This window comes from Flavobacterium daejeonense DSM 17708 (assembly GCF_000425425.1).
GTDB lineage: Bacteria > Bacteroidota > Bacteroidia > Flavobacteriales > Flavobacteriaceae > Flavobacterium > Flavobacterium daejeonense.
In genome coordinates, this window is the sequence record NZ_AUDK01000017.1 from 19,471 (window position 1) to 46,146 (window position 26,676).

16 protein-coding genes are annotated in these 26,676 nt (G+C 33.8%); 14 read left to right on the forward strand and 2 right to left on the reverse strand.

The features are described from left to right. The first annotated feature begins 53 nt into the window (after positions 1-53). Positions 54-1,967, forward strand: a complete 1,914-nt coding sequence (nagB, locus tag H599_RS0112200; RefSeq protein WP_026714395.1) for a glucosamine-6-phosphate deaminase — start codon at positions 54-56, stop codon at positions 1,965-1,967. Between the two features lie 102 nt (positions 1,968-2,069). Here the strand turns inward: nagB and H599_RS0112205 are convergent, their stop codons facing one another. Then, positions 2,070-2,783 (reverse strand): LytR/AlgR family response regulator transcription factor, encoded by a 714-nt coding sequence (locus H599_RS0112205; RefSeq protein WP_026714396.1) that lies wholly within the window; start codon positions 2,781-2,783, stop codon positions 2,070-2,072. 59 nt (positions 2,784-2,842) lie between these two features. Further along, a complete protein-coding gene (locus H599_RS0112210) occupies positions 2,843-3,901 on the reverse strand; it encodes a sensor histidine kinase (protein WP_026714397.1) in 1,059 nt (352 codons plus the stop codon). A gap of 125 nt (positions 3,902-4,026) precedes the next feature. Here H599_RS0112210 and H599_RS0112215 point away from each other — a divergent pair, with 125 nt between their 5' ends. The 13 genes from H599_RS0112215 to H599_RS0112275 all read left to right on the forward strand — a co-directional run bounded on the left by H599_RS0112215 (position 4,027) and on the right by H599_RS0112275 (position 26,554). Then, positions 4,027-6,270 carry a GH92 family glycosyl hydrolase gene (locus H599_RS0112215; protein WP_026714398.1) on the forward strand — a complete coding sequence of 748 codons (2,244 nt, stop codon included), beginning with the start codon at positions 4,027-4,029 and terminating at the stop codon, positions 6,268-6,270. Between the two features lie 11 nt (positions 6,271-6,281). Further along, the gene (locus H599_RS0112220; protein ID WP_026714399.1) at positions 6,282-8,159 is read left to right on the forward strand and encodes a sodium:solute symporter family protein; all 1,878 of its coding nucleotides are present in this window, start codon (positions 6,282-6,284) and stop codon (positions 8,157-8,159) included. A 77-nt stretch (positions 8,160-8,236) separates the two neighbouring features. Continuing rightward, positions 8,237-9,202: a glycoside hydrolase family 130 protein gene (locus tag H599_RS0112225; RefSeq protein ID WP_026714400.1), complete on the forward strand. Its 966-nt coding sequence runs from the start codon at positions 8,237-8,239 to the stop codon at positions 9,200-9,202. A 5-nt stretch (positions 9,203-9,207) separates the two neighbouring features. After that, positions 9,208-10,275: a carbohydrate-binding family 9-like protein gene (locus tag H599_RS0112230; protein ID WP_026714401.1), complete on the forward strand. Its 1,068-nt coding sequence runs from the start codon at positions 9,208-9,210 to the stop codon at positions 10,273-10,275. A 37-nt stretch (positions 10,276-10,312) separates the two neighbouring features. Beyond that, a complete protein-coding gene (locus H599_RS0112235) occupies positions 10,313-11,437 on the forward strand; it encodes a glycoside hydrolase family 18 protein (protein WP_026714402.1) in 1,125 nt (374 codons plus the stop codon). Positions 11,438-11,468: 31 nt separating this feature from the next. Continuing rightward, a complete protein-coding gene (locus H599_RS0112240; RefSeq protein ID WP_035141555.1) occupies positions 11,469-12,566 on the forward strand; it encodes a family 10 glycosylhydrolase in 1,098 nt (365 codons plus the stop codon). 7 nt (positions 12,567-12,573) lie between these two features. Then, entirely contained in the window at positions 12,574-14,808 is a 2,235-nt protein-coding gene (locus H599_RS19655; RefSeq protein WP_035141556.1) for a GH92 family glycosyl hydrolase, read from the forward strand. An 84-nt stretch (positions 14,809-14,892) separates the two neighbouring features. After that, positions 14,893-15,831: a N(4)-(beta-N-acetylglucosaminyl)-L-asparaginase gene (locus H599_RS0112250; RefSeq protein WP_394330979.1), complete on the forward strand. Its 939-nt coding sequence runs from the start codon at positions 14,893-14,895 to the stop codon at positions 15,829-15,831. 70 nt (positions 15,832-15,901) lie between these two features. Next, entirely contained in the window at positions 15,902-18,205 is a 2,304-nt protein-coding gene (locus H599_RS0112255; RefSeq protein ID WP_026714405.1) for a glycoside hydrolase family 20 protein, read from the forward strand. Positions 18,206-18,228: 23 nt separating this feature from the next. Then, the gene (locus H599_RS0112260) at positions 18,229-20,112 is read left to right on the forward strand and encodes a glycoside hydrolase family 35 protein (protein ID WP_245600518.1); all 1,884 of its coding nucleotides are present in this window, start codon (positions 18,229-18,231) and stop codon (positions 20,110-20,112) included. A gap of 30 nt (positions 20,113-20,142) precedes the next feature. Continuing rightward, positions 20,143-21,627, forward strand: a complete 1,485-nt coding sequence (locus H599_RS0112265; protein ID WP_026714407.1) for an alpha-L-fucosidase — start codon at positions 20,143-20,145, stop codon at positions 21,625-21,627. Between the two features lie 9 nt (positions 21,628-21,636). After that, the gene (locus H599_RS0112270; RefSeq protein ID WP_026714408.1) at positions 21,637-23,877 is read left to right on the forward strand and encodes a GH92 family glycosyl hydrolase; all 2,241 of its coding nucleotides are present in this window, start codon (positions 21,637-21,639) and stop codon (positions 23,875-23,877) included. 16 nt (positions 23,878-23,893) lie between these two features. After that, positions 23,894-26,554 carry a glycoside hydrolase family 3 N-terminal domain-containing protein gene (locus tag H599_RS0112275; protein ID WP_026714409.1) on the forward strand — a complete coding sequence of 887 codons (2,661 nt, stop codon included), beginning with the start codon at positions 23,894-23,896 and terminating at the stop codon, positions 26,552-26,554. Positions 26,555-26,676 lie beyond the last annotated feature (122 nt).

Below are 26,676 nucleotides of genomic sequence, written 5' to 3' on the forward strand. Positions count from 1 at the left end.
TAAGCTGTAAAAGAACAGTAATTTTATCTTAATAATTTAATTCAGCAAATAAAATGATTAAAGAAGATATTAATTTCAAAGAAGCAGGAAGGTTTGAAGAAACCCGTTTTGAAAAAATTCACAATGTAATTTTTGACTCTTCAAAAGAGGCTTCATTATTGGTAGCACATGAAATCGCTAATTTGATTCAGAGAAAAGAAGAATTAAATGAACCTTGTGTTTTAGGGCTGGCTACAGGTTCTTCACCTATAAAAGTATATGAAGAATTGGTTAGAATGCATAAAGAAGAAGGGTTAAGTTTTAAAAATGTAATAACTTTTAATTTAGACGAATACTATCCTATGGATAAAGATAATATTCAGAGTTATTATTATTTTATGCATGAACATTTATTTAATCATGTTGATATTCCGGCTGAAAATATTAATATTCCTGACGGAAAAGTTAGTGCCGAAGAATTACGTCAATATTGTATTGATTACGATATGAAAATTAATTCTTATGGTGGTTTGGATTTTCAATTATTAGGAATTGGGAGAACCGGTCATATCGGGTTTAATGAACCAGGATCACATGTTAATTCAGCAACCAGAAGTATCACATTAGATCATATTACACGTGTAGATGCGGCACCTGCTTTTTTAGGTGTAGATAATGTACCCCGAAAAGCCATTACTATGGGAATAGGAACTGTTAGAAATGCAAAGAGAATTGTGCTTCTGGCCTGGGGAATCAGTAAGGCTGATATTATCAAAGAAACGATTGAAGGAGAAATATCTTCTCAGGTTCCGGCAACCTATTTACAGGAACATCCAAATACAACTTTTGTTTTAGATACCGAAGCATCTTCTGAACTAACGAGAGTAAAAACTCCCTGGCTAGTTAAATCATGTTTTTGGACAAATGAATTAAAATTGAAAGCAGTCGTTTGGTTAAGTGAACTAACAAGCAAACCAATTTTGAAACTTACCGATAAAGATTATAATGATAATGGAATGTCAGGTTTGTTAGCCGAAGAGGGAACAGCTTATAATTTAAATATTAAGATGTTTAATACCCTGCAACATACTATTACAGGCTGGCCGGGCGGAAAACCTAATGCTGACGATACTTACAGACCGGAACGTTCAACTCCGGCTAAGAAACGTATCATCATTTTTAGTCCGCATCCGGATGATGATGTGATTTCGATGGGAGGAACATTTGACAGATTGGTAGAACAAGGGCATGAAGTACATATTGCTTATCAAACATCCGGAAATATTGCAGTTTCTAATGAAGAAGCTTTAAAATTTGCAGAAGTTTCCACAGTTCTAAATTCAAAATCAAGCGAATCGGATAGTATTATTAATTTTTTAAAAAATAAATCTAAAAATGATATTGATACTCTTGAGGTTAGAAAATTAAAAGGACTTATTAGGCGTAGTGAATCTCTGGGAGCTACAAGGTATTTAGGCGTTCCGGACGAGCAGGTTCACTTTTTGAACCTTCCGTTCTATGAAACCGGTACTGTAAAGAAAGGAAATCTTACCGATGCAGATATTGATATTATGTGTAATCTTATTGAAGAGGTAAAACCACATCAAATATATGCCGCCGGAGATTTAGCCGATCCGCATGGAACTCACAAGGTTTGTCTGGATAGTTTGTTTGAGGCTTTAAAGCGACTAAAAAGCAAAAGTTTTATGGACGATTGTTGGGTTTGGTTGTATCGTGGTGCCTGGCATGAGTGGGAAACTTATGAGATTGAAATGGCGGTACCAATGAGTCCTGATCAGGTTCTTAAAAAACGTTACGCCATTTTCTATCATCAATCCCAAAAAGATGGTGTGATGTTCCAAGGAGATGATTCCCGCGAATTTTGGGTAAGAGCCGAAGACAGAAACAGAGCGACAGCTAAAAAATATAATGATTTAGGATTAGCCGAATATGCGGCAATTGAAGCGTTTAAACGCTATCATTTTTAACTTTTTTTTTAACTAGATATAGATAACATTTGTTTGGTTGGTTATTTATATTGAAAAAGCAACCTGAAAAAGGTTGCTTTTTTTTTAGTATTGTATTTAAACTTATATTGAAGCATTTAATATTCGTTGTTTTACTTCGTCTATATAAGAACGACCTATAACATATCGAAGGCCTTCAATTTCAATGCTATTTCCTTCAACGGCATCAATTTTATCAATAGCAATGGTATAGGAACGGTGGATTCTTAAAAAATCTTTTTCGGGTAGCAAACTGGTAAAATCAGATAATGTACTGTGAATAATGTATTTGCCAGTTGTGGTGTTGATTTTTAAATAATCCTTCAGGCTTTCGATGACTAAAATTTCATTTAAAAAAATCTTCTTCATCCTTTTTTTGTCAATTTTTACAAAAATAAAAGGATTCTCTTTACTATTATCGATTGCGATTCTATTAGCAGTACTGAGTCTTTTGTGGACTTTGTTTACCGCTTTCATCAATCTGGGAAATTCAATTGGTTTTACCAGATAGTCTAAAACGTCTAATTCATACGTTTCAATAGCAAATTCACCATAGGCGCTTGTTATAATTAGCAAAGGCGGATTTTCTAAACTTTTTATAAAATTAATACCATCTAAAACAGGCATATTGATGTCTAAAAAAAGGACATCGACCGAATTGTTTTTTAAAAAATTGAGTCCTTCAATGGGATTACTAAAGGAATTTATAAATTCTAACTCTTCAATTTGTTCAATATAATTTTTAATGACATTAATTGCTAATGGTTCATCATCTATTATTAGACATTTAATTTTCATATGTAATTTTTAGGGTCAAAATAATCGGAAAGTTTGTAAGCTGAATTTTGAAAGTTTGTTTATGAAACTTTGATTTTTAGCTTTACTACAAAAATATTATTTTTATTCTTAATAGACAGTTTATAATCATTTTTGTTGTATCCTAATTCCAATCTTTTTTTAACATTTTCGATTCCTATTCCGCTTGATTTGTTGAATTTATCTACATGATTCGTTACTGTAGGCATCGGGTTTGATACCGAAAAATAGAGATAATCTTCTTTGATCTTAAATTTGATATCGATTTTAACATTTCCCACATTTTTATTAGCACCATGTTTGAAAGAATTTTCTATAAAGGTCAGTAAGAGCATAGGAGAAATCTCTTTATCCTGGATGTCACCAGAAATATACATATTGACTTCCAGCCTCTCATCATGTCTGATTCGTTCCAGATCTAAGTAATTTTGAATGCAAAGAATTTCATTTTCTAAACTTTGTTTTTTACTCTGTGTTTCATAAAGCATATACCGCATTAGTTCAGATAACTTCAAAATAATTTTAGGCGTTTTATTTGATTTTTCGACTGATAAGGAATAAATATTATTTAAGGTGTTGAAGAAAAAGTGTGGGGAAATTTGTGATTTTAAAAATAAGAGTTCGGTTTCCAATTGTGATTTTTCAAGATCGGTTACTCTTTTATGTTCTTCTAAAAAGTCAAATGTAATTTTAATAGCCGTAACAAAAGTGATTACATAAAGTTCGCCCAGCATCATGTCGATACAGTAATTGAGGGAAAGGCTGTCGATGTATTCCGGACCTTCCGGCCAAACATTGTGATTAATTAAAAAATAAGTAAGATTAAATTTTACCACAACCATAAGAAATATAACAGCTAGCAGGGTAATTATATAAAAGAAGTATTTTTTTCGAAATAATAAATAAGGCATCAAGATAAAAATATTCAAATAACAAAGACTCATGTGAATAGGGAAACCTAATAAGTTTGTTTTTAAAGAATAGAGGTAATCATTAAAATAACTGCCCCATCTAAAGGTGTTAAATATAAAATAGACTATCCAAAAAAGTATATGGTAGCGCAGTGGTAATCGGTATAATTTGTTATTGTTAAAAAGCATAAAAAAATGGATTGTTTATTCGTTTTTTTTTGATGTTTAGCTAAGTTTATATGTCATCCGTCTAAATTAATTTCAGTAGAAATCAAATTTATCTAAATTTAAAGTTAAATTAAAGATTGTTTGATATGAGGAAATTCGGAATCGTTATTTTAGGTGTAATTCTGGTCGCGGGTTGCAGGGTAAATATAGACAAAAATAAACATAAAAATATTTTTTTAACGCGTCATGTAGCTCCTTTAATAGGGACTGGAGGACACGGTCATACTTATCCGGGAGCAACGGTTCCTTTTGGAATGGTACAGGTTAGCCCTGATAATGGAATTTCAAGTTGGGATTGGTGTTCGGGTTATCATTATTCCGATTCGATTGTTGCCGGATTTAGTCACTTACATTTAAGCGGAACAGGAATTGGTGATTTAGCTGATATTCTTTTGATGCCAATCAATAAAAAAGTAGTATTAACTACAACTTCAACTTCCAGAGATTCATTATCCTATAAATCTACTTATTCTCATAAAAATGAAACTTCTAAACCTGGTTATTACCAGGTGTATTTGAATGATCCTAAAATTAATGTTGAGTTGACAGCTACACAGCGTAAGGCTTACCATAAGTATACATTTACTAAAAATGATGAGCAGGCAGTTGTTATAGACCTTGGTTTTGCAATCAACTGGGATAAAGCCACTCAATCTCAACTTACAATTGAGAATAAAACTACGATTAGCGGTTACCGTTACAGTACAGGTTGGGCCAAAAATCAAAAAGTATTTTTTGTAGTTCAATTTTCTAAGCCAATTTCTCATTATAATATAGTTGCTGATGAAACAAAAAAGGAATCTGCAACCGCTTCAGGAGAAAAAGTCATTGCACAATTGTTTTTTGATGAACAAAATTCAAATGAATTATTGGCTAAAGTAGCACTGTCTTCAGTAAGTGTAGCTAATGCTAAAGATAATTTGAATGCCGGAGATTTTAATTTTGAGAAAGTAAAATCAGAAGCTCAAAAAAACTGGAATCACTCTTTGTCTACAATTGAAGTGGAAACCCCGGTTGATTCTTTAAAAACTATTTTTTATAGCGCTATGTATCATGCGCAATTAGCACCTGTTACTTACAGCGATAAAAACGGGGAGTTTAGAAGAGAGGATGATACCATTATTACAGCTAAAGATTACACTGCCTATTCTACTTTGTCACTTTGGGATACTTTTAGAGCTGAAAATCCTTTGTTGACTTTACTTGCTCCAGATAAAGTTTCGGATATTATCAATTCGATGTTGGCTTATTATGAAACAAAAAAAATATTGCCCGTTTGGACATTATATGCTAATGAAACCAATACAATGACTGGGTATCATGCGATTCCTGTAATTGTAAATGCGTATAAAAATGGTATTAAAGGTTTTGATGCCGAAAAAGCATTTGAAGCTATGAAAAATACTATGATGCAAAACGAACGCGGATTAGATTTGTATAAAAAATACGGTTTCATTCCTTATAATCTATTGGATGAGTCGGTAACGATTACATTAGAATATGCTTATGATGATTGGTGTGTGGCTCAAATGGCTAAAGCTCTGGGTAAAGAAGATGATTACAACTATTTTCTAAAACGTTCAAAAGCCTATGAGTTTTTATTTGATGCTCAAACCGGATTTATGAGAGGAAAAGCAGCTGATGGAAAAACATGGAATCCTTCTTTTGACCCAAAACACTCTAACCACAGAGAACATACCGATTATACTGAAGGTAATGCCTGGCAACACAGTTGGTTTGTACCACAAGATGTAGATGATTTTATCATTTTGCACGGAGGTAATCAAAAATTCTCTCAAAAATTAGAACAATTGTTTACGGAAAGTTCAGAGATAACCGGAAATAATGTTTCTGCAGATATTTCGGGGTTAATCGGGCAATATGCTCACGGGAATGAACCGAGTCATCACATTGCTTATATGTTTAATCATGCTAATCAGCCTTGGAGAACACAATATTGGGTACATCATATTTTAGATACTCAATACAATACGACTCCAAACGGATTAAGTGGTAATGAAGATTGCGGACAAATGTCAGCTTGGTATATTTTTAGTTCAATAGGATTGTATCCAATGAATCCTGCCTCGGGTGAATATGAAATAGGTAGTCCTTTATTCGAAAAAACAACCATAAAACTTCCGGAAGGTAAAAGTTTTACTATTGAAGCTGAAAATGTTTCAACTAAGAATTTTTACATACAATCAGCAACACTTAATGGTGTTGAATTTAACAAAACAACAATTACGCATCAACAGCTATTACAAGGTGGGACTTTACATTTTGTTATGGGGTCTGAGCCAAATAAAAATTGGGGATTAACGAAATAACAAAAAGAAGCATGGATAGCATAGATGTATCAATAATCGTTTTTTATATCCTATTAACAATAGGAATCGGAATTTGGATTTCACGAAAAGCCTCTCAGGGTCTTGATGATTATTTTTTAGGTGGAAATTCGATAAAATGGTATTATTTAGGATTGAGTAATGGTTCGGGAATGTTTGATGTTTCCGGAACGGCCTGGATGGTTGGAGTCCTTTTTTTATACGGTATTAAAAGTTTCTTTTTAATGTGGCTTTGGCCTATTTGGAATCAGGTTTTTGTCATGATGTTTTTGTCAATCTGGATTAGAAAATCGAATACCATGACAGGATCTGAGTGGATTTTGACCCGATTTGGAAATGATAGAGCGGGGAGAGCTTCACATATTATTGTAGCGGTTTTTGCAATTGTATCTACCATTGGTTTTATTGCTTACTTCTTTGAGGGAATCGGTAAGTTTATGACGATTATTTTACCTTGGGATTTAGCACTGCATTTTGGTGATATTTCTTTATTGACTTCTGAACAAAGTTATGCCTTATTAGTTATTTTTTTAACTACAATTTATACTATCAAGGGAGGAATGTTTTCTGTAGTTGCCACTGAGGTTTTACAATACGGTATTATGGTTGTTTCAGGTTTATTAGTGGCGGCTTACACTTTAATTACCTATACAGATATTCAAATTAGTTCGGTGATTACAGAAGAGTGGAAGAATGTATTTTTCTCGCCCGAACTTGAATCGCATTGGGGTGAAAAATTTCAAGCTTTTAACAATTTGATTGATTCAGAAGGTTATAAAATGTTTGGAGCCTTGGTTGGAATGTCTTTATTTAAAGGTTTTTTTGCCAGTATTGCAGGACCTACACCTAGTTATGATTTGCAACGTATTCTTTCTACCAAATCAGTTAAAGAAGCGGCTTACATGAGTGGTTTTACAAATCTTATTTTATTTATTCCACGATACCTTTTAATAGCCGGTATTGTTGTAATTGCACTGGTTACTTTGGCACCTGAAATGGCAGTTAATCCTCATTTGAGTGGTGCAGATTTGGAGGTTATTATGCCAAAAGTAATTAATCTTCATATACCGGTAGGAATTAAAGGTTTGTTATTAGCAGGATTATTAGCTGCTTTTATGTCAACTTTCTCAGCATTCGTGAATGCAGGGCCTGCTTATATCGTAAATGATTTGTATAAGAAATATTTTAAACCGGACGAAACTAGCGAACATTATATTAAAGTTAGCCAAATTGCTTCTTTTTTAGTGGTTGGCTTAGGTATTTTTATGGGATTTTTTGCTGAATCAATCAATTCATTGACTTTGTGGATAACTAGTGCATTGTTTGGAGGTTATGTGGCAGCTAATTTCCTTAAATGGGTTTGGTGGCGATTTAATGGTTGGGGGTATTTTTGGGGAATGTTTTCCGGACTTATTATCGCATCTTTAGAATTTGTATTAGAGCAAAATAAAGGAAGTTTCGTTGAAGGAAGTTTATTGTATACTTTATCAGAAATGCAGGCTATTTATTTATTCCCAATAATTTTAGGATTTTCTACTTTAGGATGTATTCTTGGAACTTATTTGAGTCAACCAACAGATATGGAGGTTCTAAAATCATTTTATACCAATGTAAGACCTTGGGGATGGTGGAAACCTGTATATGAGTTATTGAAAAATGAGAATCAGAGTTTTGAAAAAAATAATGATTTTATCAAAGATATGCTTAATTGTCTTGTTGGTATCATTTGGCAATCGAGTATGATTGTTTTGCCGGTATATTTTATTATTCGCGATTACCCCAAAGCATTAATTTCCTTGGTTGTTTTCTTAGTAACATCCATTATTTTAAAATATACCTGGTTAGATAAAGTTAGAAAAATTGTTAATTAAAATGTTTGTATTTTAGAGTTTAGAGTACAAATTTCAGAGATAAAATTCAGAACGTTTAATTTATAAATAATAAAAAAGTGAGTGCAATTCCTTGGCAAGATAGACCTGAAAATAGTAATGATATTATGTGGAGATATTCTGAAAACCCCATTATTAACAGATTTGCTATTCCATCATCAAACAGTGTATTTAATAGTGCTGTAGTTCCTTTTGGAGATGGTTTTGCAGGTGTTTTCAGATGTGATAATAAAGCGGTACAAATGAATATTTTTGCCGGATTTAGTAAAGACGGAATCAATTGGGAGATTAATCATGAACCAATTGTAATGAAAGCGGGTAATACCGAAATGATCGAATCAGCTTATAAGTATGATCCTCGTGTGGTTTTTATTGAAGATCGTTACTGGATTACCTGGTGTAATGGTTACAATGGACCAACTATTGGTATTGGATACACTTTTGATTTCGTAGAATTTTTCCAATGTGAAAATGCTTATTTACCATTCAACAGAAACGGAGTTTTATTTCCACAAAAAATTAATGGGAAATATGCGATGTTAAGCCGTCCTAGTGATAATGGTCATACTCCTTTTGGTGATATTTGGATTAGTTTTAGTCCGGATATGAAGTATTGGGGTGAACATCGTTTGGTAATGAAGCCAACTCCTTTTGAAGACAGTGCCTGGCAATGTACTAAGATTGGTGCGGGTCCTATTCCAATTTTGACTGAAGAAGGCTGGTTAATGATTTACCATGGTGTAATCAACACTTGTAACGGTTTCCGTTATGCGATGGGAGCTGCCATTTTAGAAACAGATCAACCTGATAAAGTAAAATACAGAACGCAACCGTATTTATTAGGACCAGCGGTAAATTATGAGCAAGTTGGTGATGTGCCAAATGTAGTTTTCCCGTGTGCGGCTTTGCATGATACAGAGGAAGATAAATTGACGGTTTATTATGGAGCTGCTGATACAGTAGTTGCGATGGCTTTTGGAAAATTAAGTGAAGTAATTCAATTTACAAAAGATAATAGCTTGTAAAAAGTATGATTAGTAAAATTAAAAGTATAGTGTTTGTTTTAAGTTTCATTTCTTCTATTGGCTTTGCCCAATCAAAAGGAATTATACCCAAAAACTATGTGGCTTACAAAACATCAGAAAAAATCCAAATTGACGGTGATGAATTAGAAACTTCATGGTCAAAAGCGGAATGGACAGATGCTTTTATTGATATTGAAGGTGTTGAAAAACCTAAATACAATACAAAGGTAAAAATGCTTTGGGATGATAAAAATTATTATATCCTGGCAAAAATTCAAGAACCACATGTTTGGGCAAATTTGAAACAACACGATACAATTATATTTTACAATAATGATTTTGAAGTTTTTATTGATCCTGATGGTGATACTTTTAACTATTACGAGTTAGAAATCAATGCTTTGAATACGGCTTGGGATTTGTTTTTAACCAAGCCTTATCGTGAAAAAAATGTCGTGCTTAATGATTGGAATAATACGGGATTACAATCGGCGGTAAAAATTCAGGGGACATTAAATAATCCTGCTGATACAGACGAAGGTTGGACTTTAGAAATTGCAATTCCTTGGGCTGCTTATCAAAAATCTTATGGAGAAGATAATGTTCCAAGAGATAAATTTTGGAGGGTGAATTTTTCCAGAGTCAATTGGCAACATGATATTGTAAACGGAAAATACGTACGCAAAAAAGATGCGTCAGGTAAATATTTACCGGAATACAATTGGGTTTGGTCTCCACAAGGTGTCATAAACATGCACGAACCTGAAAAATGGGGATATGTATATTTTACTTCTAAAGAAACAGGAAGTAGTGTTGCTTTTACAATTCCTCAGGATGAAAAAATTAAATGGGAATTGTTTCAGTTGTACAGAGCTCAAAAACAATATTTAGCTAAAAATAAAAAATGGGCAGTAACAATAAATGAATTAACAAAAAGGGTGATTAAAGTTGGTACAAATGTGATAACTCCTAAATTAGAGAACTATAGTTTTGGTTGGAATATATTAGTAAAAAGTCCTTTTTCAAGCAAAACGTTTATCATCAAAGAAGATGGTCAGTTAATTGAGAAATAGTGCAATTTAATTATAAATAGGATAAAGAAAATAAAGGATGAAATTAAGTCTTTACATAGTGATTATCAGTTGTTTTTTTGCTTGTTCTATTTTAGAAACTAAAAAGAAGAGCAAAGCAGAGAATGCTAAAATTATTGGTTACGTTGCAGGTTATGAGGATTTTGATCCGGCTAAAGTTGATGTTTCTAAATTAACTCATGTCAATTATGCTTTTGCAAATATTGTAAATGGCAACGTTCAGTTTGAATTGGCAACTGATGATACTAAAATTAAAGCCTTGATGGGACTTAAAAAACAAAATCCTTCTTTGGAAGTTTTATTTTCAATAGGCGGATGGGTTTGGTCAGATCAGTTTTCGAATATAGCTGCCTATGAAAAATCAAGAGTACAGTTTGCACAAAGCGCTGTTCAATTGATGAAAAAATATGAATTTGACGGAATTGATATCGATTGGGAATTTCCGGGACAGAGAGCAGAGGATAATGTGTTCAGACCATCGGATAAAGAAAATTTCACATTGCTTCTGGCTGAATTAAGAAAACAACTAGAAATTCAAACCGCCTCCGATAAAGTTCATTATTTATTAAGTATAGCTTCTGGTGCTGACCAAAATTATTTAGACCATACTGATTTAAAAGAAGCTCAAAAATACCTGGATTACATCAACATCATGGGCTATGATTTTTATAACGGTTGGATGTATCAAACCGGTCATCATGCTAATTTAAATGCTTCAAAATTTGAAAAATTAGATGGAGATAATTTGACTAAAACAGTTCAGGCTTATTTGAAAACAGGAATAGCAGCCAATAAATTGGTGGTAGGAATTCCTTTTTACGGAAGAAAATGGGCTAAAGTAAATCCACAAAATAATGGTTTGTATCAATCGGCGCAAACGGGTGCAGAGATTATTGCTTATTGGAAAATCAAAGAAGAATTGGCTACCGGAAAATACAAACAGCTTTATGATGAATCAGCCAAGGCTTCTTATTTGTGGAATGAAAAAGACAGCATTTTCATCTCTTATGAAACCCCAAATGAAATAGAATTGAAAGCAAATTTTATTAAAAGTAAAGGTTTAGGTGGAGCTATGTTTTGGGAATATAGTCTGGATAATAAGCAGGAATTGCTAAATGCACTTTTTGAAAGTATGAAAAAATAGTTTTAAGATTAACTAACAGAAACTGGATATTATGAAATATGTACAACTATTATTTTTAGGAATTCTTTTTACCGCTTGTTCGAATAAGATAGTTCAAAGTTCAGAAGTTGAGCAAAAAGATCAAAAATTTGAATTTGCAGTTTGGACTTCAGCAGATGCTAAACGTTCAGATGATTCGTATACAGCAGAATTTAAAAAATATAAAGATGCCGGAATTGATGAAGTTTTAATTAATACAGGTACAAGTCCTGATTTATTGAAACGTGTTGCTCCATTGGCTAAGAAAGAAGGATTAAGAGTTCATGCCTGGATTATGACGATGAATCGTCCTGGTGATAAACTTGCCTTACAACATCCGGATTGGTACATGGTAAGCCGCAGCGGAAAATCCTGTTTTGATAATCGTCCTTATGTAGATTATTATCAATGGTTGTCTCCAAGCCATCCTGAGGCACGAGAGCATATCTATGATTTATTAGAAGGATTAGCCAAAGTAGAAGGAGTAGAAAGTGTACACTTAGATTATATTCGTTACCCTGATGTGTTTTTGCCAATTGGTTTGTTGCCAAAATACAATTTAGTTCAAAATACCGAATTACCGGATTATGATTTTGATTATTCAGATGCCAGTGTCAATGCTTTTATGGCGGCATTTGGCAGAGATCCAAGAAAAATAGAACATCCTGAAATTGATATGGAATGGAAACAATTTCGTATGAACCAAATTAGAAATGTAGTCAATCACGCTTATGAAATTGCACATAAATATGGAAAAACATTAACAGCAGCAGTGTTTCCTTATCCTGAAATGGCAGATCATATGGTGCGTCAGCGTTGGGATAAATGGGATATTGATGAGGTTTATCCAATGATTTATCATAACTTTTATAATGAAGGAATCAATTGGATTGGGTATGCTACTAAGCAAGGGGTTACCGATTTGCAAGGAAGAAAAACTAAATTAAATACAGGGATTTATATTCCCGGAATAGAAAATGAAGCTGATTTAAGAAAAGCTATTTTGACAGCTAAAGAAAACGGTGCTAAAGGTGTTGCTTTTTTTGACGGAAATGTGATATCTGATGCTTATTTAAAAGTGATTGCAGCAACTAAAGAAAGTCTAAAATAAAACTAGAATGAGAATTCGACTAATTTTTATATTTCTAACCACCTTTTTATGTAGCTGTAATTTAAAGAAAGCTGAGGCTGTTGAATTAACGAGTTATGTAAATCCATTTATAGGTACAGATGGTCCAGGAAACACTTATCCTGGGGCAACTGTTCCTTATGGTATGGTACAATTAAGTCCAGATATAGGAATACCAGGCTGGGATAGAATAGCAGGTTATTTTCATAAAGATTCAATTATTACGGGGTTTTCTCATATGCATTTAACGGGTACTGGTGCAGGTGATTTATATGATATTTTAGTAATGCCCACCAATAGTAGATTTGTAAAAAGGATTAAGAGCAATAATTTTATGCCTTTTTCAAGTTTTTCTCATCTAAAAGAAAAAGCGTCTCCTGGTTATTATGCCGTAGAATTGTTGGATTTTGATATTAAAGCAGAATTAACAACTACAGCAAGAACAGGAATTCATAAGTATACTTTTCCTAAAGATGATGCCTCACAAATTCATATTGATTTGGGTTATGCTTTAAATTGGGATGCACCCACAAAAACATATATTAAAGTAGTTGATAGTACTACCATTGAAGGTTTTAGAAAATCTACAGGATGGGCAAAAGATCAAAGAGTATATTTTGTAATGAAATTTTCTAAACCATTTGAATCCTATCAAATTTATAAAAATGATTCGTTGACAATTAGTCCAGTTGAAGCCGTAAAAACTAAAATTATTTTAAATTATAAAACAGCGGATAATGACCAAATCATTTTAAAAACGGGACTCTCTACGGCTAGTATTGATGGAGCATATAAATCGTTAGCTGTTGAAACACCTGATTTTGATTTTGAAAAATACAAAGCAAAAGCTAGAAATCTTTGGGAAAAAGAACTGCAAAAAATTCAAGTAACAACAAAAGATACCGTTAAAAAGAGAATTTTTTACACCATGATGTACCAATCTATGTTGGCACCAACGCTTTTGAGTGATTTAAATGGAGATTATAAAGGAGCTAATGGAAAGATTGAAAAAGCCATTGGATTTGATCGATACGATACTTTTTCACTTTGGGATACCTATCGTGCTGCACATCCTTTGTACACTATTTTACAGTCTAAAAGAGTGTCAAGTATGATCAATTCGTTATTAGCTCATTATAAAGAGACTGGATTATTACCTGTTTGGTCTTTGCAAGGAAATGAAACCAATATGATGATTGCTAATCATGCTATTCCTGTTATTGTAGATGCTTATTTTAAAGGAATTAAAAATTTCAATGTTGCATTAGCCTATAAAGCCTGTAAAGAAAGTGCAATGGTGGATTCTAGGCAATTAGATAGTTATAAAACATTAGGTTTTATTCCAGTGGATGAAAGTGGCGAAAATTGGTCGGTTTCTAAAACTTTAGAATACGCTTATGACGATTGGTGTTTGGCACAATTTGCAAAAGCTTTAAACCAATATGACGATTATAAATATTTTTTGAATCGTTCCGAAAATTGGAGAAATCTTTATGATACCAAAAGTACTTTTATGCGTCCTAAATTAAAAAACGGTCAGTTTATAAATGAGTTTGTACCTAAAGAGTATACTGCTTATTTCTGTGAAAGTAATGCGTGGCAATACTTCTGGTCGGTTCCACAAAATATTGAAGGTTTAATAAAAGTAGTGGGTGGGAATACTGGTTTTGAACAAAAGCTGGATTCGATGTTTAGTTTAAAACCATCAGCAGAAGATAAATTACCCATATTTAGTACAGGAATGATTGGTCAATATGCCCATGGAAATGAACCAAGTCATCATGTGGCTTATTTGTATGATTACATTGGTAAACCTTGGAAAACTCAAAAATTAGTTAGAGAAATTTTAGAGACACAGTACAAAAATGAACCTAATGGACATTGTGGTAATGAAGATTGCGGGCAAATGTCTTCATGGTATGTTCTGAGTTCACTTGGCTTTTATCCTGTAAATCCAGCACAAAGTATTTATGTTTTTGGTTCTCCAATGTTTGATTCGGCGACTATTAATTTAGAAAATGGTAAAAAATTTAGAGTTGAAGCTACTAATAATTGTGATAAAAATATTTATATCCAAAGTGTTGCATTAAATGGAAAAATAATACATAGAAATTACATCACTCATAAAGAAATAATGCAAGGTGGAACTTTAGTTTTTACAATGGGAGATTCTCCACAAAGCAATCCGAACAGTATGGCTTTATCTTCAAAAATTTATAATTAAAAATATATGTCAAACAGGAGAGATTTTATCAAAAAAACGACTTTAGGAACTATAGGTTTAGGAACTTTTATAGTCGCTAATGGTATGAATAAAGCTGAGGCTCCTTTTTCAAGTGTCGAAGTAAAAGTTAAAAAGAAACCATTAATTATTTCTACATGGAATCACGGTTTACCAGCTAATGCTGAAACCTGGAAACAATTAAAAGCTGGAAAACCAACATTAGATGCTATTGAAGCAGGAATGAAAATCCCTGAAGCCGATCCAAATGTTAGAAGTGTGGGTTACGGTGGTTATCCTGACAGAGAAGGAAAAGTCACGCTCGATGCCTGTATTATGGATCATAATAGTAATTGTGGTTCGGTTTCTTTTTTAGAAGGAATTATGCATCCTATTTCTGTCGCTAAAAGAGTTTTGGAAAACACGCCTCACGTCATGTTATCGGGAGAAGGAGCTTTGCAATTTGCTTTATCCGAAGGCTTCAAAGTAGAAAATTTATTGACACCAGAAGCAGAAAAAGATTGGAAAAAATGGCTGGAAGAATCAAAATACAAGCCTGTTATCAATATAGAAAATCACGATACTATAAGCATGCTTGTTATTGATGCCGATGGAAATCTTTCCGGTGGTTGTACCACAAGCGGAGCTGCTTGGAAAATGCACGGCCGCGTTGGTGATTCCCCAATAATCGGAGCGGGTCTTTTTCTGGATAATGAGGTGGGAGCAGCTGCAGCAACCGGTTTAGGTGAAGCAGTCATAAGAACAGCGGGTAGTGCCATGGTGGTCGAATTAATGCGTCAGGGGAAATCGCCTTTTGAAGCCTGTAAAGAAATCACTGAGCGTATTTATGAAAAACATAAAAACCACCGTGATATGGAGTATTTGCAGGTTGGTTTCATCGCTTTAAATAATAAAGGAGAACATGGAGCTTACAGTTTGCGTTCCGGTTTTAACTATGCCATTTGTGATGAGGAAAAAGGAAACCGAATGGAAGATGCAAAGTTTAAAATGACTTGGGATAAATAATTTGATTCGATTTATTATAACAGCTATAATAGCTATTAAAAAATATACGAAGCCTTTAAATATATAATTTATGAGAATAATTAAAACTACGATTGCCTTGTTTTTACTTCTGATTACGACTTCGGTTGTGGCACAGGAAGAAATAACCATTATACCTAAACCTGCTCATACAGAAGTTAAAGAAGGAAAGTTTCAATTTTCTTCAAATTCCACATTTATTGTAAAAGGGGATGCACAAAAGGAAATAGCAGAGGCATTGATTGCTAAATTTCAACTTGCAGCAGGATGGAAACCACAAATTTCAAATAAGAAGTCTAAAAATAATTTTATCGAATTTAAAGTTGATAAAAACTTAAATAGAGAAGCTTATAAATTGGACGTTACTTCCAAAAATATTGTAATAACAGCAAAGGAAAATGCCGGTTTTATTTATGCTTTGGAAACAATCCGACAATTATTACCTACTGCAATTGAAAGTAAAAAAACGGTTGCCAATGTAAATTGGTCTATTCCTAATGTAAATATTGTTGATGAACCTCGCTTTCAATGGAGAGGTTTAATGTTGGATTTATCCCGTCATTTTTTTGATAAATCGTATATCGAAGCCACAATTGATCGTTTAGCAATGCTTAAAATGAATGTGTTGCATTTGCATTTAGTTGACGATCAGGGATGGCGAATTGAAATCAAGAAATATCCAAAATTAACTGATATTGGTGCATGGAGAGTAGATCAGGAAAATCTAATATGGAATGCGAGATTAAGGACAAATCCTGATGAAAAAGGAACTTATGGTGGATTTTTGACTCAGGAAGAACTCAAAGAAATTGTAAGTTATGCTCAAAATAAAAATATTGAAATCATTCCTGAAATCGAAATGCCGGCACACGTAAGTAGCGCTATTGCATCATATCCTGAATTGGCTTGTTTCAATCAGCGAATTGGTGTCCCATCCGGAGGAGTTTGGCCGTTAACAGATATTTATTGTGCTGGTAAAGAATCGACTTTTGAATTTTTGCAAAATGTAATTGACGAAGTAATTTCAATTTTCCCTTCGAAATATATTCATATCGGAGGCGATGAAGCTACTAAAACCAATTGGGAAATATGTCCTCATTGTCAAAAAAGAATGAAAGACGAAGGATTGAAAAATGTCCATGAATTACAAAGTTATTTTGTAAAGCGTATGGAAAAATACATCAATTCAAAAGGTAAAAGAGTAATAGGATGGGATGAGATATTAGAAGGTGGTTTAGCTCCGGATGCAACTGTGATGAGTTGGAGAGGTACTAAAGGCGGAATTGAAGCAGCAGATCAAGGTCATGATGTGATTATGACTCCTGAGAACCCTTGTTATTTCAATTTTTATCAGGGACCTCAAAACGAAGAACCATTGGCTTTTAATGCTTATAATTTTTTAAATGAAGTGTACAAATTTGATCCTGTAGTTTCATCTATGTCACCAAAAGAGGCTGCACATGTTTTAGGTGGACAGGCTAATTTATGGGCAGAATATCTGTCTTCACCAAAAGATTCAGAATACATGATTTTTCCAAGGTTGGCTGCTTTGTCCGAAACGCTTTGGAGTCCAAAAGAAAATCGTAGTTGGAATGATTTTACTTTAAGATTATTCCCTTTATTAAAACGCTATGATTATTTAGGAATCAATTATTCAAAGAGTGCTTATTTAGTAACAGCTTTTTCTTCAGCCGATTTAGCTAACAAATCAATAAAAATTGAATTAAAAAATGAGTTTCCTAATCCAGATATTCGTTATGTTTTAGGTGATAAAAGTATTGAAGTTGATGCTGTAAAATATGTGAATCCAATTGAAATTAAAGAGTCTACAATTTTAAAAGCTTCTTTATTTCAAGATGATAAACCAGTTGGAAAAACATTTATTGATTCGATTGTTTTTCATAAAGCCTTTGCAAATAAAGTAAAATACAATACGCTTTACAATTCAAATTATAAAGGAGATGATCATACACTTGTAAATTCTATCCGAGGAAGCAAAAATTTCCACGACGGACAATGGCAGGCTTGGTTAGTTGATGATATGGAAGTAGTGATTGACTTAGAAACTACAAAAACAATCAGTCAGCTGGCTTTAGGTTCATTAGAAAATCAAGGAGCCGGAATCTATTTTCCTACAGAGATCAAAGCATTTGTGTCTACAGATGGAGTAAATTATAAAGAAGTTGGAGAGCTAGTTCATCCATTTGCCATCAATTCTTCTGTAGAATTAAAAGATTTTAAGATGAACTTTAAACCTACTGCTGCAAAATTTGTAAAAGTGGTGGCTACTAATTTGAAAAAGAGTCCTAAAGGAGATAGTTCCTTTATGTTCTTTGATGAAATTGTAGTGAAGTAACTATTCAACTTTAAATTTTATAAATGTATAATTTAGAACAAAGAATGAACAAACTATTATTTAAACTCGGAATAGTATTAATTTGTTTGATGCCAATGTTTAATCAGGCGCAAACAAAGGGATTTTCTATCGCTAATGGAGAATTCAAGCAAGATGGAAAAATTGCTAAAATACATTCAGGAGAAATGCACTATGAACGTATTCCAAAGGAATATTGGAGACATAGATTGCAAATGCTTAAAGCTATGGGGATGAATACGGTGGCGACTTATGTATTTTGGAATTATCATGAAGTAGCTCCGGGAGTATGGGATTTTAAAACGGGAAATAAAAATTTGGCTGAATTTATCCGCACAGCCAAAAGTGAAGGATTGTATGTGATTTTGAGACCAGGACCTTATGCTTGTGGAGAATGGGAATTTGGAGGCTATCCTTGGTGGTTACAAAATAACCCAGATTTAGTAGTTCGTACTAACAACAAAGCATTCCTGGAAGCTTGTAAAAGCTACTTGGAACATTTGTCTGCCGAGCTAAAAGGACTTTTTTCTAATCAGGGAGGGCCAATTATTATGGTTCAGGTTGAAAATGAATTTGGTTCCTATGTTTCTCAAAGAACAGATATCAATCCTAACGAGCATAAGGAATACAAAACAGCCATTTATAATATGCTTAAATCCACTGGTTTTCAGGAGCCTTTTTTTACTTCTGACGGAACCTGGTTGTTTGAAGGTGGAGCAGTTGACGGAGTTTTGCCAACTGCTAATGGAGAATCAAATATTGAAAATTTAAAGAAACAGGTTGATAAATTTCATAAAGGACAAGGACCTTATATGGTAGCGGAGTTTTATCCGGGCTGGTTGGATCATTGGGCTGAACCATTTGTTAAAATAGGTTCTGAAGAAATTGCAAATCAGACCAAAAAGTACCTAGAAGCAGGCGTGTCTTTTAATTATTATATGGCTCATGGAGGGACTAATTTTGGATTCACTTCTGGTGCTAATTATAATGAAGAAAGTGATATACAACCTGATATTACAAGTTATGATTATGATGCACCTATTAGCGAAGCGGGTTGGACAACACCAAAGTTTATGGCAATTCGTGAAGTCATGCAAAAATATTCTAAAACAAAATTACCAGCTATACCTGAGAAAATTCCAGTAACAAAATTTCCTAATCAGCCTTTAAAATCCAGCATGGATATTTTAAGCTGGATTAAAAAAGAAAAAGCAGTTGTAAACGATCAACCCTTGACTTTTGAAAAACTGGGTCAGGGTAATGGCTATGTTTTATATCGAAAAAGATTCGCACAACCTATTTCTGGTACAATGAAAATACAGGGATTAAGAGACTTTGCTACCATTTATGTTAATGGATCAAAGGTGGGTGAACTGAACAGAGTTTTCAAAAACTACGAATTGACAGTTACAATTCCTTTTAATGGAATTTTAGAAATTTTGGTTGAGAACATGGGACGTATTAATTATGGGGCCGAAATTGTTCACAATAGCAAAGGAATTATTTCTCCTGTAATAATTAATGAATATGAAATTACCGGAGGTTGGGAAATGTATAAAATGCCAATGAATGAAGTTCCGCTTGTTAAAAATGAGACAATAAAATTTGGACGCCCAGTTTTATACGAATCCATTGTAAATATTGATAAACCTGCTGATACTTTTCTGGATATGTCAGCTTGGGGTAAAGGAATTGTATTTGTAAACGGACATAATTTAGGACGCTATTGGAAAGTAGGACCGCAACAAACACTGTATGTACCAGGTTGTTGGTTGAATAAAGGTGTAAATAGCTTTGTAGTATTGGAACAACTAAATGAAAATGCGCAAACACAATTAACATTTACTGACCAACCGATACTTGAAACATTAAATACAGAGACTAAGTAATAACAGATTTAAGAATTAAAATACGAAAGAATGAAAAAAAGCATAGCAATCTTAGCATTATTGTTTTCAGTACAAATCTTTTCACAAGCCATTTATGAAGATGAGCGTTATGTACCGGAAACCGACCCATTGGTATTGAAAAATTTAGAGGAATGGCAAGGTAAAAAGTTTGGATTGTTAATGCACTGGGGAACTTACAGCCAATGGGGAATAGTAGAATCATGGTCTATTTGTCCTGAAGATTATGGCTGGTGTGAACGTAAAAAAGGGAGTAATCCTTCAAATTATACCGACTATGTTAAGGATTATGAAAATTTAAGAAAAACATTTAATCCGGTAAAATTTGATCCTGCAAAATGGGCTAAAGCGGCAAAATATGCAGGTATGAAATATATGGTTTTTACGACTAAACACCATGACGGATTTAATATGTACGATACTAAATATTCTGATTATAAAGTGACTGATAAATCGGTTCCTTTTAGTACTAACCCAAAAGCTAATATTGCAAAAGAAGTTTTCAATGCTTTTAGAAATGAAAAACTTTCTGTTGGAGCTTACTTCTCTAAACCAGATTGGCATAATGAGAACTACTGGGATCCTTATTTTCCTCCTTTTGACAGAAACGTAAACTATGATCCTTCATTATATCCTGAAAAATGGCAGAAATATGTTGATTTTACGCACAATCAAATATTAGAATTATTGTCAGATTATGGTAAAATTGATATTCTTTGGCTTGATGGCGGATGGGTTAAAAAGAGAGATGCGCAAAACATCAAAGAAAACTATGATGAAAAATTTGCAGAAAACGAATCTAAAAATGGTTTTATCAAACACAGAGTAGTTGATCAGGATCCAAAAATGGACGAATTGGTAATAAAAGCTCGTGCTAAACAACCTGGATTAATTGTAGTGGACAGAGCAGTTCACGGTAAAAATCAAAACTACCTTACACCAGAAAACAGAGTTCCTGAAAAAACGTTACCTTATCCTTGGGAATCTTGTATTACTTCAGGCGGAGGATGGTCCTATACTCCGGATGCTAAATATTTAACAGGAAGAGAAGGAATTCATATGTTAGTAGATATTGTTGCAAAAGGTGGAAACTTATTATTAAACATTGCTCCAAGTCCTGGAGGGGAGTGGGATAAAGGAGCTTATGATTTGTTACAGGCTTATGGAGACTGGATGAAAGTAAACAGCATAGCGATTTACAATACAAAACCAATTGAACCTTACAAAGAAGAAAACATCTGTTTTACACAAAATAAAGCAGGAAATGTATTTGCTTTTTATTTAGCTAAAGACGAAGAAGACAAAATTCCGGCTGAAGTAACAGTAAAATCAATCAGTCCTAAAAAAGGAACTAAGATTACGCTTTTAGGTTCTAAAACGGCGCTAAAATGGACTAAATTAGACCAAGGTTTCAAAGTTACAATTCCTGAAAGTTTAAGAAATAATTTGCCTTGTAAAGAAGCTTGGACTTTAAAAATGGAAGCAATTAACAGATAAAACTCAAGTATGGTTTTAAATAAAAGAATAATACGATTAACAGCAAGTTTTGGCTTACTGTTTTTTAGCGCAACTATTTTTGCTCAGCAGCCAGCCGATTTTGTAAATCCGTTTATTGGAACTTCCAATTTTGGAGCGGCTTTTCCCGGGCCTATTGCACCACGTGGAATGGCAAGTATTAGTCCGTTTAATGTGTCTGGGCCACAGAATCGACCTTTGGAAAAAGACAGTCAGTGGCTTTCAAATCCCTATGTAAATGAGAATACTTTTTTGACAGGATTTAGCCAGGTGAATTTGAGTGGTGTCGGCTGTCCGGAATTGGGGGTTATTTTACTAATGCCAACTACTGGTGAAGTGGAAATAGATCATTTAAAATACGGTTCAACTTATTCTAATGAAGTAGCCAAAACCGCTTATTATGGGCTGAATATTGACAAATACAATATCAAAGCAGAATTTACAGCTTCAAAAAGAGTAGGAGTGAGCAAATTTACTTTCCCGAAAGGACAATCCAATGTTTTATTAAATCTGGGTGTTGGTTTAACTAATGAAGAAGGGGCAATGATAAAAGTGGTTTCTAATACCGAAATTGAAGGAATTCGTTCTGTTGGTTCGTTTTGTTATAACAGTCCGGAAGAGGCGTATCCGGTTTATTTTGTGGCCAAATTTTCTAAACCGGCTGATAAATTTGGTGTGTGGAAAAAACCTGCGAAATATAATGGTGTTGAAGCACAATGGATGGGTTACAATGGAAAAGCAAGGATGATGGAAAATACAATTAAAACCGTTGTAGGCGATAGTATTGGAAGTTATTTCACGTATAAATTTGACAAAGAAGAAACGGTTGAAGTGAAAATTGGTATTTCGTATGTCAGTATAGAAAATGCTCGTGAAAACTTAGCAAAAGAAGTGGGAGACAAAGCTTTTGAAGCAGTTTACAAAGAAACTTACAACGAATGGAACGAAGAGTTATCTAAAATTGCAGTCGAAGGTGGTTCTAAAGACGACAAAACGATTTTTTACACTGCTTTGTATCATACATTAATTCATCCCAATACTTTAAATGATAGCAATGGAGAATATCCGGAAATTAAAAGAAGTAAAATAGGTAAAACCGATGGTACTCGTTATACCGTATTTTCATTATGGGATACGTATAGAAACTTACATCAGTTGATGTCTTTGGTGTATCCAAAACAGCAATCCAATATGGTAAAAAGTATGATTCAAATGTACGATGAAAACGGCTGGTTGCCTAAATGGGAATTGAATTCAACGGAAACTTTTACCATGGTAGGAGATCCCGCAAGTATTGTAATTGCTGATACTTACCTGAAAGGAATCCGTGATTTTGATGTTCAGAAAGCCTATAAAGCGATGCTGAAAGGAGCTGATCAAATGGAGAATAATCCGCTTCGTCCGGGATTGAAAGATTATATTGAAAAAGGGTTTTTAACTACTGACAGTAAAGGTCCGGTTTCGACCACTCAGGAATATAATATTTCTGATTATGCCATTTCACTTTTAGCGGATGCTTTAGGGAAAAAAGCCGATGCGAAACGTTTTAAAGCACGTTCCTTATCGTATCGAAAATTATTCGATAAAAATTTAAAATTATTGCGACCAAGAGTAGCTAATGGAAATTGGTACGAACCTTTCGATCCTAATTCCGGAGCTAATTTTGAAGAGAATGTTGGTTTTATCGAAGGAAATGCGTGGCAGTATAATTTTATGGTTTTACACGATATGAATGGATTGAAAAAAATGATGGGTGGTGATAAAGCCTTTTCGTCGCAATTGCAGAAAATCTTTGACAGCAAACAGTTTGATATGGCTAACGAGCCTGATATTGCTAATCCGTATTTGTTTAATTATGTAAAAGGCGAAGAATGGAAAGCTCAGGAAAATGTAAAAAGACTGGTACGCGAATATTTTCAAAATATACCAAAAGGTTTGCCTGGAAATGATGATACCGGAACCATGTCGGCCTGGTTGGTGTATTCAATGATGGGAATTTACCCAATTGTTCCTGGCGAACCAGTTTATACAATTACAACACCAATGTTTGATAAAATAACAATCAAACTTGATCCTAAATATTATAAAAACGAACGTATTGTGATTGAAAAAGAAAGCAATACTGGCGGAAAAATCAACGCAATACAACTAGACGGAAAACCATTTAACAGTTATTTTATTTCTCATGAAAATTTGGTTAATGGAAAGACTTTAAAAGTGATACAGAATTAAAAATTACGCCTAAAATATGTTAGAAATAAAAATTAAAAAAACAGCTATTCTTTTTGTGATGGCTGTAGGCTTTAGTCAAGCCGGTTTTGCCCAGAAAAAATACCCGTATCAGGATGCTAAATTAGGAGTTGAGGAGCGGGTAAAAGATTTATTAAACCGAATGACTCTGGAAGAAAAAGTGCGTCAAATGGACATGTACAGAGGTGATTTTTTTAAAGAAAATGAAGATTTTGCCAAGTCTAAATCGGCTGAAAAAATTGGGAAATTAGGAATTGGAGCGATTCATGACCTTTATCCGCGTTCAGCAAAAATGATTAATGATCTACAGACTAATGTCATTAAAGGTAACCGTTGGGGAATTCCGGCTTTAATTATGTGTGAAATGCTTCACGGATATTTAGACGAAGGAAGTACAGCGTTCCCAATGAACATCGGACTTGGTGCTACTTGGGATACTGCGCTGATGAAAAAAGTAGGAGTTGTTATTGGAAGTGAAGCCCGTGCTCATGGTGTTCATTTTGGTTTTGGACCTAATTTAGATTTAGGACGTGAACCAAGATGGGGAAGAGTTGCTGAAACTTTTGGTGAAGATGCTTACCTGAATAGTGAAATTGGTTTAGGATTTATCCAAGGATTGCAAGGAGATGATTTAAAATCGGATCGTTCTATTATTGCTGAACCAAAGCACTTTGCTGTTCACGGTATTCCACAGGCGGGAGGAAATTCTTCACCAATTTTGGTAGGAGAACGTTCAGCTCGTGAAGATCATTTGCCGTCTTTCGAAAAAGCCTTTAGAAAAGGTGGCGCTTTAGGAACCATGTGTGCTTATTCGGAATTAGACGGAATTCCTTGTGCTGCAAATCATTGGTTATTAACGGATGTTTTGAGAAATGAATGGGGTTTTAAAGGGCTTGTTGTATCCGATTTAGGCGCTATTAAATACATCCAAACGACTCATAAAGTATCTGATTCTCCGAAAGAAAGTATCAGAGAAGCCGTTTCAGCAGGAGTTGATATGCAGTTTTATGATTTTTCAAATGAATTTTGGCAAAATACAATTGTTGAATTAGTAAATGAAAAGAAATTAACAATGGAAAACATTGACCGTGCAGCGGGAGACGTTTTACGTTTGAAATTCTTATTAGGATTATTTGAAAATCCATTTACTGAAAAAAATCTAATCAAAGAACGTTTTCATACTAAAGAAAATCAGGCTGTTGCTTTAGAAGCAGCTCAAAAATCGATGATTTTATTGAAAAATGAAAACAATCTTCTTCCATTAAAAAAAGACCTCAAAAATATTGCAGTTATTGGACCAAATGCCAATGCTTCAAGAATGGGAGGTTATGCTCCTAAGAATAGTGTAGGAGTAACTGTTTTTGAAGGAATTCAGCAATTGGTTGGAAAAACGGCCAATGTTGTTTATGAAGAAGGAGTTCCTTTGATTATAAAAGGACAGGCTATTCCATCAAAATATTTATTTACTTCAGACGGATCTCAAAACGGATTAAAAGGAGAATATTTTAACAATAGAGAATTAGAAGGAACTCCAGCTTTAACCCGTATCGACAGCCAATTAGAATTTGACTGGCCATGGGCACCTGGTGATGGTGTAAATGTGGATGATTTTTCTATTCGTTGGACAGGCTATATTCAATCAGATAAAGCTTTTGACGGATGGTTGGGTTTAAGTTCAGATGATGGAATAAGAATGTGGGTTGATGATCAATTAGTGATTGATAACTGGACAAAAGGAGCGACAAGTATTGTAACGACGCCAAAAAATATCGAAGCAGGAAAAAAATACAAAGTTCGTATCGAAATGTGGGAAGGAGGCTGGGGAGCCAGAGCTCACTTGCGTTGGAATTTAGAAAAAGTAAATTTACAACCAGCTATTGAAGCTGCCAAAAAAGCGGATGTTGCCATTGTTGTTTTAGGAGAATCAAATGAATTGGTTGAAGAAAACAGAGATGTGGCTACTTTAGATTTACACGGAATGCAACAGGAATTAATTGAAGCCATTCAGCAAACAGGAACTCCTGTAGTTTGTGTATTATTGAACGGTCGTCCATTATCAACGAACTGGATTGCCGAAAATATTCCGGCTATAGTAGAAGGATGGTTTCCTGGAGAGAAGGGGGGTAGAGCAGTAGCAGATGTATTATTTGGTGATTTCAATCCTGCCGGAAGATTACCTATTACAGTTCCTAAATCGGTTGGACAATTACCAATTTATTACAACCAAAAACCATCTGCCATTCACAGATATGTTAGCGAAAGCGAAAATCCATTATTTACTTTTGGTTACGGATTAAGCTATACCACTTTTGAATATTCTAATTTAAAATTGAATGCTTCAGAAATTAAAAGGGATGGTGAAATTAAAGTAGCAGTGGATGTAAAAAATACGGGTGACAGAGACGGAGAAGAAGTTGTACAACTTTACATTAATGATGTTTATAGCAGTACTACAACTCCAGAAAAAACATTGAAAGGATTTAAAAGAATATTCATTAAAAAAGGAGAAACACAACATGTAGAATTTACATTAACTCCTGATGAATTATCACTTTGGAACCGTGAAATGAAAAGAGTTGTAGAACCAGGTGATTTTGAAGTAATGGTGGGAGGGAATTCAAAAGATGTTCAAAAAGTGAAATTTCGTGTTAGTGAATAAATATTACTGATACAAAAAAGATTTAGAATCTTTTCTTTGTTAAAATTATAAAAAACATTAATCTTTATAAAAGGTTGATGTTTTTTTTTGAGTAAAACTTTTATTTTGTTGCATAATAATCA